At 70.2% G+C, this 12,067-nt stretch carries 12 protein-coding genes and 1 rRNA gene; 4 read left to right on the top strand and 9 right to left on the bottom strand.

Annotated features, from left to right (window positions below; genetic code table 11):
• Positions 1 to 93, top strand: a 5S ribosomal RNA gene (gene rrf / locus ACIRD7_RS23680); the annotation flags it as partial.
• Positions 94 to 161: 68 nt separating this feature from the next.
• Positions 162 to 704, top strand: coding sequence for a GNAT family N-acetyltransferase (locus ACIRD7_RS23685; RefSeq protein WP_403456436.1), 543 nt, complete (start codon positions 162 to 164; stop codon positions 702 to 704).
• A 34-nt stretch (positions 705 to 738) separates the two neighbouring features.
• Here ACIRD7_RS23685 and ACIRD7_RS23690 read toward each other — a convergent pair whose 3' ends face one another.
• From ACIRD7_RS23690 to ACIRD7_RS23720, 7 genes are all read right to left on the bottom strand, one after another.
• Positions 739 to 2,268, bottom strand: coding sequence for a TraM recognition domain-containing protein (locus tag ACIRD7_RS23690; RefSeq protein ID WP_403456438.1), 1,530 nt, complete (start codon positions 2,266 to 2,268; stop codon positions 739 to 741).
• Between the two features lie 15 nt (positions 2,269 to 2,283).
• Positions 2,284 to 3,699: an ATP-binding protein gene (locus ACIRD7_RS23695; protein WP_403456440.1), complete on the bottom strand. Its 1,416-nt coding sequence runs from the start codon at positions 3,697 to 3,699 to the stop codon at positions 2,284 to 2,286.
• Between the two features lie 6 nt (positions 3,700 to 3,705).
• Positions 3,706 to 5,262, bottom strand: a complete 1,557-nt coding sequence (locus tag ACIRD7_RS23700) for an SCO6880 family protein (RefSeq protein ID WP_403456441.1) — start codon at positions 5,260 to 5,262, stop codon at positions 3,706 to 3,708.
• Positions 5,259 to 6,572 carry a hypothetical protein gene (locus ACIRD7_RS23705; RefSeq protein WP_403456444.1) on the bottom strand — a complete coding sequence of 438 codons (1,314 nt, stop codon included), beginning with the start codon at positions 6,570 to 6,572 and terminating at the stop codon, positions 5,259 to 5,261. Before ACIRD7_RS23705 ends, ACIRD7_RS23700 begins: the two co-directional genes overlap by 4 nt.
• Positions 6,562 to 7,395: a hypothetical protein gene (locus tag ACIRD7_RS23710; RefSeq protein ID WP_403456447.1), complete on the bottom strand. Its 834-nt coding sequence runs from the start codon at positions 7,393 to 7,395 to the stop codon at positions 6,562 to 6,564. Before ACIRD7_RS23710 ends, ACIRD7_RS23705 begins: the two co-directional genes overlap by 11 nt.
• A 198-nt stretch (positions 7,396 to 7,593) precedes the next feature.
• The gene (locus ACIRD7_RS23715; protein WP_030950340.1) at positions 7,594 to 7,902 is read right to left on the bottom strand and encodes a hypothetical protein; all 309 of its coding nucleotides are present in this window, start codon (positions 7,900 to 7,902) and stop codon (positions 7,594 to 7,596) included.
• 364 nt (positions 7,903 to 8,266) lie between these two features.
• Positions 8,267 to 8,752 (bottom strand): MarR family winged helix-turn-helix transcriptional regulator, encoded by a 486-nt coding sequence (locus ACIRD7_RS23720; RefSeq protein ID WP_403456449.1) that lies wholly within the window; start codon positions 8,750 to 8,752, stop codon positions 8,267 to 8,269.
• Between the two features lie 196 nt (positions 8,753 to 8,948).
• On the opposite strand from ACIRD7_RS23720, the gene ACIRD7_RS23725 reads away from it, so the two are divergent.
• Positions 8,949 to 9,914: an alpha/beta hydrolase gene (locus ACIRD7_RS23725; RefSeq protein WP_403456451.1), complete on the top strand. Its 966-nt coding sequence runs from the start codon at positions 8,949 to 8,951 to the stop codon at positions 9,912 to 9,914.
• A gap of 21 nt (positions 9,915 to 9,935) precedes the next feature.
• Here ACIRD7_RS23725 and ACIRD7_RS23730 read toward each other — a convergent pair whose 3' ends face one another.
• A complete protein-coding gene (locus ACIRD7_RS23730; RefSeq protein WP_403456453.1) occupies positions 9,936 to 10,538 on the bottom strand; it encodes a TetR/AcrR family transcriptional regulator in 603 nt (200 codons plus the stop codon).
• Between the two features lie 90 nt (positions 10,539 to 10,628).
• Between ACIRD7_RS23730 and ACIRD7_RS23735 the strand changes: the two genes are divergently transcribed.
• The gene (locus ACIRD7_RS23735) at positions 10,629 to 11,561 is read left to right on the top strand and encodes an oxidoreductase (RefSeq protein ID WP_403456457.1); all 933 of its coding nucleotides are present in this window, start codon (positions 10,629 to 10,631) and stop codon (positions 11,559 to 11,561) included.
• A gap of 43 nt (positions 11,562 to 11,604) precedes the next feature.
• On the opposite strand, the gene ACIRD7_RS23740 is transcribed toward ACIRD7_RS23735, so the two are convergent.
• Positions 11,605 to 12,021 carry a hypothetical protein gene (locus ACIRD7_RS23740; RefSeq protein ID WP_403456459.1) on the bottom strand — a complete coding sequence of 139 codons (417 nt, stop codon included), beginning with the start codon at positions 12,019 to 12,021 and terminating at the stop codon, positions 11,605 to 11,607.
• Between the last annotated feature and the right edge of the window lie 46 nt (positions 12,022 to 12,067).

Consider the following 12,067-nt stretch of genomic DNA (forward strand, 5'->3'; position numbering starts at 1 on the left):
ACGCCCGGTTACATTCCGAACCCGGAAGCTAAGCCTTACAGCGCCGATGGTACTGCAGGGGGGACCCTGTGGGAGAGTAGGACACCGCCGAACAAATTGTGAAAAAGGCCCACACCTTAAACAGGTGTGGGCCTTTTTGTTTTTCCGTTAGTTTGAGGCGTATGAACTACGTCATCCGATCCATCCGCGCCGACGAGTGGCCGGCGGCCAAGGAGCTGCGGCTCGCGGCGTTGCAGGACCCGGTCGCGCACCTCGCCTTTCTGGAGACGTACGAGGACGCTCTGGCTCAGCCTGACACGTTCTGGATGGAGCGGGCCGCTGGGGCCTGTGAAGGGGCCGAGAAGGCGCAGCAGATCATCGTCGAGGCGCCGGACGGCCGTTGGGTCGGGACCTTGACCGTGCTGATCGAGGAGCCGGGGACGACCGACTGGGCCGGGTATCCGGTGGAGCGGCTGCAAGGGCATGTCGTCGGTGTGTTCGTGCGGCCCGAGGAGCGTGGCGGTGGGCTGACCGAGGTGCTGTTCGACGCCGGCCTGGAGTGGGCCTGGGGGCGTGGCGCCGAGCGGATACGGCTCATCGTGCACGAGGAGAACGGACGGGCCCTGCGGTTCTACCGGAGGGTGGGGTTCGTGCCGAGCGGCCTTGTCGTGCCGTTGTCCGGGAAGCCGGAGGAGAAGGAGCTGGAGTTCGTTCTCGAGCGGTAGTAGTCCGCGGGGCGCGGTTCGGTGAGCCGGGCCGCTACACCGGGAGTTCGTCGTGCGGCCAGCGGGAGCGGGCCTGTTCGCGGGACCGGAGCAGGGCCAGGGTCGGCATGCCCCGGTCCGCTCCGGTGGCCAGCAGCTCCGGCAGCTGGGGAAGCGGAGCCACGGCGGCGACGTCGTCCAGGACGAGCGTCATTGGTGGGTCGAGGCGACCGGAGGATGACCGTTCGGCCATGTGCCGGCCGCGCTCGACCACGCTTGCGGCGAGGGCCGTCAGGAGTGGCATGGCGCCCGGGTTGGCTCGGGGGTCCTCGATGGATTCACCCACCACATAAAGCGTGCCCCCTTCGTGGACGAAGGAATCCAAGGTGAGGGCATCAGTTCGGTTGGGAGTGCACGACTCCCGGATGTTGACCGTGGAGAGGGCGGAGAGCGCCCTGGTGGTCAACTCCTGGGCCATGTCACGGCGTTCCGGGTGGGCCGTGAGGGCCGCTTCGAGTTCGCCGGCCGCGCCGGGGGCCGCCTTGGGGTTGGTGCGGAGGATGCGTACGGCGTCCTGGATCTGGCTGCCCTGGGACCAGCGGTGGACGTGGCGGATGGTGCGGCCGTCGATGGCGGCGGCGTGCAAGTAGCTGCGCAGGAGCGTTTCGGCCGTGTCGCTGACCGCCTGGTCCAGCCGTGAGGTGGGGCGGACCGGGGTGAGGAGGGCGGCGGCCCGTGAGATCGCTGTCTGCTTGTCCTCGCAGCCGCTGGTGGGGGACCAGTGGAGGCGTGCCGGGGTGTCGCAGAGGTGGGTGGGGTCGTAGAGGAGGACCGGGCCTAGTTTGGCGCGGGCGTCCTTCGTCTGCTCCCAGAGGGCCTGGTTCGAGGTGATGACGAGGGCCGGACCCTCGGCGTCACGTACGGCCGTAGTGGCGGTCGCCTGGCGGCTTTCTCTGGGGGCTACCTGGATTCTGTCCCATCCGCCGACTCGTTCGGTGAGCAGCGGGGTGGGGGGCTCGGGCTCCGCGGCCACGGGGGCCAGGGGTGGCTGCTGAGGTGCCTCGGGCGTCTCCGGCAGCGTGCTCGGGTCGGGTTCCCTCCGTGGGGCGGGGACCTCGCCCCGCACGGCGGTCGGGGCCACCGTGCTCGATTCCGGCTCGTCTTCCCGTACTTCCCGCTGCCCTGACTTCTCGGGCTTCCCGGTCCGTCGGCCGGCGCGCACGGCCCGCCACCGGGCCACCGTCCCCAGCACGAACACGGTCAGGACGACGAGGACCATCAACTGGCCGATGAACAGGCCCCAGAACAGGCCGTAGCCGGACAGCTGGCCGGCCGGAGTGTCGGGCCAGGCTCCCGGGATGTCGTGGGGGTCGGCGATCAGGGCGCGCATGGCCAGCGGGGTGCGGGTGAACGTGACTCCGGTGGGCCAGGCGCCGTGGGCGAACCAGGCGGCGAGGCCCGTCGCCGTCCAGACCAGCAGGGTCATGCCGAGGAGGAAGGCGAGGATGCCGATCAACAGGCCGTCCGGGATGCCCCCCTGGCCGTCCCTGTTGTCCCGGTGTCCTCGACGGTCGTCCGGTCTCACGCTGCCCCCTCGCCCCTACGCCACCGTCGATTCGGAGTCGCCCAGGTGTTGCTCCACGAAGGCCGCGGCCCGCTCCTCGGCCTCCAGTTCGGCGGCGCGCAGGGCGTCGTCGGTCAGTTCGCGGTCGGCGGACGACTCGGTCATCGCGCGGTCGGTGAAGACCAGGGGGCGTTCGGTCTCGGTGATCAGGTGCTTGACCACCTGGACGTTGCCGTTGACGTCCCACACCGCGATGCCCGGGGTGAGGGTCGGGATGATCTCCACCGCCCAGCGGGGCAGGCCCAGGACCCGGCCCGTGGCCCGTGCCTCGTCGGCCTTCTGGGCGTAGATCGTCCGGGTCGACGCCATCTTCAGGATCGCGGCGGCTTCCTTCGCCGCCGCTCCGTCCACCACGTCGGACAGGTGGTGGACGACCGCCACGAAGGACAGGCCGAGGCGGCGGCCGAACTTCAGCAGGCGCTGGAAGAGCTGGGCCACGAACGGGCTGTTGATGATGTGCCAGGCCTCCTCGACCAGGAAGATGCGCTTCTTCCGGTCGGGGCGGATCCAGGTGTGCTCCAGCCAGACACCCACGATCGCCATCAGGATCGGCATGGCGATGGAGTTGCGGTCGATGTGGGACAAATCGAACACAATGAGGGGCGCGTCCAGATCGATGCCGACCGTGGTGGGGCCGTCGAACATGCCCCTCAGGTCACCGTCGACCAGTCGGTCGAGCACCAGCGCCACGTCCAAGCCCCACGCCCGTACGTCGTCTATGGCGACGTTCATCGCCTCCGCCGACTCCGGCTCGGGGTGCCGTAGCTGCTCGACGATGTCGGTCAGGACGGGCTGGCGTTCGACGATGGTCTCGTTGACGTAGGCGTGCGCGACCTTCAGGGCGAAGCCGGAGCGCTCGTCGAGGCCGTGGCCCATCGCGACCTCGATGATCGTGCGGAGCAGCGCGAGCTGGCCCGTCGTCGTGATCGAGGGGTCGAGGGGGTTGAGGCGGATGCCCATGTCCAGGGCCGCCGTCGGGTCCAGGCGGATGGGAGTTATCCCCAGCTCCTGCGCGATGAGGTTCCACTCGCCGACGCCGTCCTCGCCCTGGGCGTCCAGGACGACGACCTGGCGGTCGCGGAAGCGGAGCTGGCGCAGGACGTACGTCTTCTCCAGCGCCGACTTGCCGTTGCCGGACTCGCCGAGGACCAGCCAGTGGGGGGCGGGGAGCTGCTGGCCGTAGAGCTGGAAGGGGTCGTAGATGTAGCCCTTCCCGGAGTACACCTCGCGGCCGATGATGACGCCCGAGTCGCCGAGGCCGGGGGCGGCGGTGGGGAGGTAGACCGCCTGGGCCTGGCCCGTGGACGTGCGCACCGGCAGCCGGGTCGTCTCGACCTTCCCGAAGAGGAAGGCCGTGAAGGCGTCGGTGAGGACGGACAGCGGGTCCCGCATCAGGTCCTACCTCCGAATGCCGGTGGCGAAGGGGAGTGTGTTCACGAATGCCCGGTGGTGCTCTCGGTCGCACCATTCCAGCTTCAGATACGACTTTCCGGCTGACGCCCGGATGGTCCGCTTGTCGCGCGCGAGGGCCTCGGGGGAGCGGGAGGAGACGGTGATGTAGCCGACCAGGTTGACGCCGGCGGCGCCGCTCGCGAGGTCCTCGCCGCGCTGGTCGAGGCGGGTGTGGGCGGCGACGTCGCGGGGGTCGACGGTGCGGTTCATCTTGGCGGCGCGGCTCGCCTCGGCCTCGTCGTTCGTCTTCTCGGTGAGCATGCGTTCGATGGCGACCTCGGTGGGTTCGAGGTCCATCGTGACGGCGACCGTGCGGATGACGTCGGGGGTGTGGACGAGCAGGGGCGCCAGGAAGTTGACGCCGACCGGGGTCATCGGCCACTCCTTCACCCAGGCGGTGGCGTGGCACCAGGGGGCGCGGGTGGAGGACTCCCGGGTCTTCGCCTGGAGGAACGTCGGCTCCATCGCGTCCAGCTCGGCGGGCCAGGCATTACGTTTCGTCATCGCCTGGATGTGGTCGATCGGGTGGTCCGGGTCGTACATGGAGTGGATGAGGGAGGCGAGGCGGCCCTGGCCGAGCGGCTGCCGTACGCGGATGTCCGCCTCCTGCAGGCGCGAGCAGATGTCGGTCAGCTCGCGGGCCATGACGACCGCGAGGCCCGCGTCCCGGTCGACCTTGCCGCCGTGCGGGCGGGCCGCGCGGGCCATCGCCACGGCTTCGGCGGCCAGTTCGCGCGTGTAGTGCATGCAGGCGACGAGGTAGGCGCGGTGCTGCTCGCTGCTCGTCGACACCATGGACTGGAGCTGGTCGTACGACTGCTGCAACCAGGCCGGGGAGCGCTCGTCGCCGCGCACAGCTACGTCCTTGGCGTGGGCGTCGGGGTCGGCGGGCAGGGTGCGCGCGAGCATCTGGAGGCGGGTGACGAAGCCGTCCCCGTTGGCGACGTGCTTCAGCAGGGTGCCGAAGCGGTCGACGAGGGCCTCCTGGTCCTCGGAGTCGCGCAGGCCGACGCCGGGGCCCTCGATCTCGATGGCGGCGGTGACGGTTCTGCGGTCGGCGTGCAGCAGTACGGCGATCTCGTCGGGCCCGAACGGGGCGGCGAGCCAGGTGATGCGGCCGATGCCCGGGGGCGGGCCGATCTCGACCTCGCGCCCGGCCATGCTCGTGCCGGCCTCCATGACGCCGGAGCGGTACGTCGTGCCCTGGCGCAGGGTGCGCTTGTAGCTGCGGTTGATCTCGAACCACTTGTAGAAGGTCCGGTGCTTGTACGGCACGTAGACCGCGGCCAGCGCGAGCAGCGGGAAGCCCGTCAGCAGCACGATCCGCAGGGACAGGACGGGGACGAGGAGTCCGCACATCATGCCGAGGAACGCGCCCACGATGATCAGCGCGATCTCGCCGGTCTCGCGGTTGCGTCCGACGATCGCGTTCGGCCGGGCGCGGCCGATCAGATATGTACGGCGGGGCGTGACCGGATGGGACACGTGGGACTGCGTCGTCAACGCCCGTCACCTCCTGAACGGTTGCTGTTGCGGGTGTTGCTGGCGTGCGGGGTGTTCACGGGGCTGCCGGAACGGGGTGCGGGTGCGGCGGAGGGGACGGATCCGCCGCCGTTCGCGCCGCGCGAGCTGTGCGCGGCGACGCCGCCGGAGGCGGGGTTGGAGGGGCGGGCGTTGGACTGGCCTCCGCCGTTGTTGTCGGCGCGGGAGCTGTGTGTCTTGATGCCCTGGGCGACGAGGGTGGCGGGGGAGCTGATGACCGCGGCTGCCTTGCCTTCGGCGCCCTGCATGAGGCGGTTGTTGCGGGAGCCCGCGATCTCGTCGCCGAAGCCGGGGACGAAGCGGTAGATCATCGCGCTCGCGAAGATGGCGAGCAGGATGATGGCGAGGCCGGAGACGACCGCCGAGAAGGCGTTCGGGCCGTCGTCCGCGGAGAGTGCGCCGGCCAGGCCGAGGACTATCACGATCACCGGTTTCACGAGGATGACGGCGATCATGATGCCGGCCCAGCGGCGGACGTGGCCCCAGAGGTTCTTGTCGACCAGGCCGGCGTAGACGACGGTGCCGAGGAGGGCGCCGACGTAGAGCAGGGCGGCGCGGATGACGAGCTCCAGCCAGAGGACGCCGGCGGCGAGGATGCTGACCAGCGAGACGACGATCAGCATGATCGGGCCGCCGCCGATGTCCTCGCCCTTTTCCAGGGCGGCGGCGAAGGTGCCGAAGAAGGTGTCCGTCTGGTCGCCTGTCGTCTTCGCGAGGACGTCCGTGACGCCGTCGGTGGCCGATACGACCGTGTAGAGGATCAGCGGGGTGAACGCGGAGGCGAGGACGGTGAGCCAGAGGAAGCCGATCGCTTCGCTGATGGCGGTGGTGAGGGGCACGCCCCTCACCGCTCGCTTGGCCACGGCCAGCAGCCACAGGAGGAGGGTGAGGATCGTGGACGCCGCGAAGACGACCGCGTACTGCTGGAGGAACTTGGCGTTCGTGAAGTCGACGTTCGCGGTCTCCTTGACCGCCTCGCTGAGCTGCTTGACGGTCCAGGAGGCGGCGTCCGCGCAGCCCTTGGCGAGGGAGGAGAGGGGGTCGAGGGTGGCGGTGGGGTCGTTGAGGGTGGAGCCTCCGCCGGAGCGGCCGTTGTCTTTTTCGCAGTAGTCCTTGGCGGGGCCGCGGATGAGGTCGCAGGGGTCGTTGCTCCCCGAGGGGGTGGGGGAGGGGGTGGGCGCGGCGACAGCGCGGGTGGCCAGCAGTACGGCTGTGGCCTGCACTGTGGCCAGGGCCGCGGTGAGCTTGAGGAAGCGGCGGTTAGCGCGCATACGTGAAGCCTCCGTACTCCTCGACAGCCTTCGTCATGTCGTCGGCACTGGAGGCTCGCTGGTCCCGCCCCACCGGCACGGGTCCGTCCTTCTGCTGGAAGTCGGTGACTTTCCAGTCGCCTGCGACCCACTTCAGCTTGTAGGTCGTGGTGTACCAGCTCTCGGACACCGGGTTGGTCGAGCCCTCACCGGACAGCCCGAAGAGCGACGTGTACCAGACCTCCACGGTGGCGGCATTCGCGCTGAACGACGTGGCCTTGGTGCCGACGGGGATGACCCGCGAGACGAACGTCTGCCCCGTCGGCGCCGCACCGTCGTTGCCGAGGCCGATGTTCGCCAGGAACTTCTCGCTGGAGTAGGCGCTGTCCAGGTCCGCCTGCCGGTCGGCGGCCACATCGGGCGCGTAGACCGTGTTGACGATCTCGTGCCGTCTGGCCGTGTCGAACATGTCCGCCGACCCGAGCGTCACGGAGTAGTTCGCCGCCGCACTCTGCGCCCCCTGCTCATCCCGAGCGAACCCCCCGGGAATCCCCCCGGCCTTCCCGTCCACCGGACGGGTCCCGCTCGCTGCCGTCGTCGCGGATTTCGGCTGGTTTTCGTCCCCGGCCGTGGAAGTGGAGTCGTCTCCTCCACGGTTCGCGAAGGCGATCGCGGCGATGAGGACGACGACCACGCCGACGACGGTGACCAGGCTCCGGGAGGACGAGCGGCCGCCCCGCCGTGCTCCGCCGTACACGTCACCGCTGCTCTCGGGCAGCCGTGTACGGGTCTGACCGGTGCCTCCGTAGCCGCCGGAGGACTCCCGTTCGTCTCCGAGACTCATGCCGCGTACGCCCCCTCGACGTCGGACAGATACACGTTGGAGTACGACGGTAGCCGTGCTGGTTCCCGCATGGGCGCGGTGTGGTGACTCGACATCAGGGAAACGCAACCTCAGCCGGTGGGCACGACGGGTGGGTGGGGGACTTGGAGGACCGGGCGTGCCCGGAGCGGACGGAGGGCAGCGGTGGTGCGGGGGCGGCTATACCGCCATGCCGTACACGATGGTGAACAGCGTGCCCAGCGAGCCGATGATGAAGACGCCCGTCAGACCGGCGACGATCAGCCCCTTGCCCTGCTCGGCGCTGAAGGTGTCGCGCAAGGCCGTGGCGCCGATGCGCTGTTTGGCCGCCCCCCAGATGGCGATGCCGAGGCAGATCAGGATGGCGACCGCCATGACCACCTGGATCATCGTCTTCGCTTCGTTCCCCAGTGCCCCGAAGGGGCCCCAGTCAGGGGCGATCCCGCCGATGATGGTGTTGATGTCGCCCTTGTCGGCCGCAAAGAGCATGTAAGTCACCGCCCCTGTTGGGTAGTTCCGCGGTCCCCTGCGGTGCGCAGAGGTCAGGCATCATTCTCGCCGACAATGCTGCCGTCGTATGTCGACTTGCCGTCATTGATGGGCGGGATTCGTACGAATACCTCGCACGGTCACTCTGTGTATCACGGCAGGTCACGCCGGGCAACGAGGCCTGAGCGGAACCTGTCGTGTGGCTCTGTCGTTAGCCCCCTTCACGCCGAGTGCCGTTTCTGACGGCCGGTCGGGTGAGTGGTCGTGCCGGTGTTCTGCGGGTGAAGGCTATCCCGGGTCGGTGAATCGGACCTCGCGGGGTTCGTGTCGTGGGCCGGTGTGGGCGGCCTGTGGTGACGGGGTGTCAGTGAGGGAGGCCCTCGGTGGCGTTCGTGGTGATCAGGCGCAGGAGCTGCTTGGCCAGGGCGTCCTGCTGCGGGGTCAGGCCCATCGCGTCGCCGATGGCGAGCGGGACCGTGTGCGCGCGGTCGCGGAGCCGCGTGCCGGCCTCGGTGAGGCGCAGGGCGACGGAACGCTCGTCGTCGGGGCGGCGTTCGCGGTGCAGCAGGCCGGCCGCCTCGAGGCGCTTGAGCAGGGGTGACAGGGTGCTGGACTCCAGTTGGAGGGCCGTGCCCAGGTCGCGTACGGAGATCGAGTCCTGTTCCCAGAGGACCAGCATGACCAGGTACTGCGGGTAGGTCAGGCCCAGTTCGTCGAGCAGGGGGCGGTAGCGGGCGGTCACGGCGCGGGAGGCGGCGTAGAGCGCGAAGCAGAGCTGGTCTTCGAGGAGGAGGGAGCCCCCTGGGGAAGCGGTGGGGGGTGTCGGTTCGGCGGTCGGCTTCGGCTTCATGGGGGCGCTCCTGGGGGCTGGTGCTCCGGCCCTGGCGTGGATGGGTCTCAGTGGCCTCGATTCTATCGGGCCGTAGGGCATCGTGCCCTAATCAGTTGCGCGCTACTTAATAGCGCGCTACTTTCTGGGTGTGCCGCCGCACCCGGCCAGTCCAGCCGGGCAGGCTTCCCGCGGCACCCGATCCGAGGAGATCGCCATGACCGACGTCAACCCCGTCCGCCCCGTCCTGGAGCCCGCCGCACAGGCCTTCGCCGAGGCGACCGCGAATCCGCCGTACCTGTTCGACCTCGGGCCGGCCGAGGGGCGCAAGGCCGTCGACGAGGTGCAGTCCGGGGAGATCGCCAAGCCTGCCGTCGACGAGGAGTGGGTCACCGTCTCCGGCGGGCCGACCGGCGAGGTCAGGGCCCGGGTCGTCCGGCCGGCCGGGGCCACCGGGACACTGCCGGTGATCCTCTACATCCACGGCGCCGGCTGGGTGTTCGGCAACGCCCACACCCACGACCGGCTCGTGCGCGAGCTCGCCGTCGGCACCGGTGCCGCGGTCGTCTTCCCTGAGTACGACCTCTCTCCCGAGGCGCGTTACCCCGTCGCCATCGAGCAGAACTACGCCGTTGCGCGGTGGATCGTCGGCGAGGGGGCGGCCAACGGCCTGGATGCCACGCGTATCGCCGTCGCCGGGGACTCGGTGGGCGGCAACATGACGGCCGCGCTGACCCTGATGGCCAAGGAGCGCGGGGACGTGCCGCTCGTGCAGCAGGTGCTCTTCTACCCGGTCACCGACGCGTCGTTCGACACCGGGTCCTACCGGCAGTTCGCCGAGGGGTACTTCCTGCGGCGGGACGCCATGCAGTGGTTCTGGGACCAGTACACGACCGATGAGGCCGAGCGGGCGCAGATCACGGCGTCGCCGCTGCGGGCCACGGCGGAGCAGCTGGCCGGGCTGCCGCCGGCGCTCGTCATCACCGCCGAGGCCGATGTGCTGCGGGACGAGGGTGAGGCGTACGCGAACAAGCTGCGGGAGGCCGGTGTGCCGGTCACCGCGGTGCGGTACCAGGGCATCATCCACGACTTCGTGATGCTGAACGCGCTGCGGGAGACGCGGGCCGCGGAGGCCGCGATAGGGCAGGCGGTGAGTGTGCTGCGTGGGGTTTTCGAGGGCTGAGCCCCGTAGGGGGCGGGTGCGTCAGCGTGGCTTCAGGCCGTGCAGCAGGTGATGGACCAGGCGCTCCACCCCCGCCAGTGCCGCCTCCGACGTCAGCCAGCCGCCCGCGATGAAGGCGGCCATGCCCTGGAGGGCGGCGCCCGTGACGAGGTTGAGCTCCTCGGGGTCGCCCCCGATGACCTCACCTCGTCGCTGGGCGTCCGCGAGGACACGTTCGAGGCTGCCGATCGTGTGCTCGACGGCCGACGCCAGCTGCGCCGAGGCGTCCGGGTCGTGCTTGCGGGCGTACATGAGCTCCAGGAGCTCGGCGTTGTCGACCGCGAAGCCGAGGTAGGCGCGGGCCAGTGCGGTGAGCCGGGGTTCCAGTGGGAGCGCGGGGTCGTCGGCGCTGCTCAGGGCCCGGCCGAGCCGTTCGTACCCGGCCAGGGCCAGGGCGTTGAGCAGGGCCTGCTTGTCCTTGAAGTGTCGGCCCGGGGCGGCGTGACTGACACCGACCTCGCGGGCCAGTTCGCGCAGGGAGAGGGCGCCGACGCCCTTGTCGCGCAGCGTGCGTTCCGCCGCCGCGAGCAGGGCGGCGCGCAGGTCTCCGTGGTGGTAGGGGCGGCTCTCGGGCATGCGGACCATCGTAGCTTGATGTTGTCGTTGCCATCTTTGTTGGCGTCGTCACCATTGTTGTCATTGACAGCATTGTTGGCGGCGCCTACATTCGTTTGCATGGCTGACAACACGAAGACCAAGAAGTGGGACGCGACCCGCCTCCCCGACCTCACCGGCCGCACCGCCGTCGTCACCGGCGCCAACAGCGGCATCGGCCGCACCGCCGCCGACGCGCTGGCCCGCGCGGGCGCGCACGTCGTGCTCGCCGTACGGGACCTGGAGCGCGGGCGGGCGGCCGCGGCGACCGTGAACGGCAGCACCGAGGTGCGACGCCTCGACCTGGCGGACCTGTCGTCCGTACGCGAGTTCGCCGACGCCTGGCAGGGGCGGCCCGTGGATCTGCTGATCAACAACGCGGGCGTGATGATGGTGCCGCGGCAGCGGACCGCGGACGGCTTCGAGATGCAGTTCGGAACGAACCACCTCGGGCACTTCGCGCTGACGAACCTGCTGCTGCCGTACGTCACGGACCGGGTGGTGACGCTGTCGTCCGGCGCGCACCGCTGGTTCGACGCGCGGATCCGGTTCGAGGACCTCGACTTCACGTCCGGGTACGACGCGAACCGGGCGTACGCCCAGTCGAAGCTGGCCAACCTGCTGTTCACGCTGGAACTCCAGCGCCGGCTCGCGCAGGCCGGCTCCCCCGTGCGTGCTTTCGCGGCCCATCCCGGCTATGCGGCCACCAACCTCCAGAGCCACGCGGGCAACCCCGTGATGCGCGGGTTCATGAAGATCGGCAACCGGGTCTTCGCCCAGGACGACAAGGCCGGCGCCCTGCCGACGCTGTACGCCGCCACGCAGGACCTGCCCGGCGCGAGCTACGTCGGACCCGACGGGTGGGGCGAGATGCGGGGCGGGCCGACGCTGGTCGGGCGCAGCGCGGCGGCGAGTGACGCCGAGGTGGCCCGGCGGCTGTGGAACGTGTCGGAGGAACTCACCGGCGCGCGCTGGCCGTTGACGGCCGGGGAGCGGGTGACGGCCGAGCGCTAGTGCGTCCGGCCCTCCCCTCCCGTGGATCTGCTCGCCGGTGGGCTCAGGACTCCGGCTGCGTCACGGTCAGGGCCCACCGGATGTCGTCCTTCGAGGCGTCGACGCCGATGCTGAAGGAGCCGAAGTGGACCACACCCGGATCCATGGCCACCGAGCCCACTCCGGTCTTCCCGGCGGGGCAGTCGACCGTGAGCGCGGCGACCTCCGTCTCCTGTGACATCGTCACCCGCACCTGACCGCCCCCCTCGCACGCCACCGTGAGCACGGTCGGCAGCCCCTCCCACGCGCCACCGGACGCGACACCGCCGTCCCCCGTCTGCTCCGGCACCCACACCAGGCCCTCCGGTCCGGGATGCGGCAGCAGGACATCGGTCGACGCGGCGGCGGGCCCGGTCGCGATACCTGTCAGCGCGCAGGCCGCCAGTGCCGTCACGGCGATGGTCCGGCGGGTGTGTCTCATGGTCGTTCCCCCTGAAGTCGGCTTGTACGCCCGGCAGTTGACCGGG

It is taken from the genome of Streptomyces sp. NPDC093568 (assembly GCF_044764945.1).
In the GTDB taxonomy this organism is placed as follows: Bacteria; Actinomycetota; Actinomycetes; order Streptomycetales; family Streptomycetaceae; genus Streptomyces.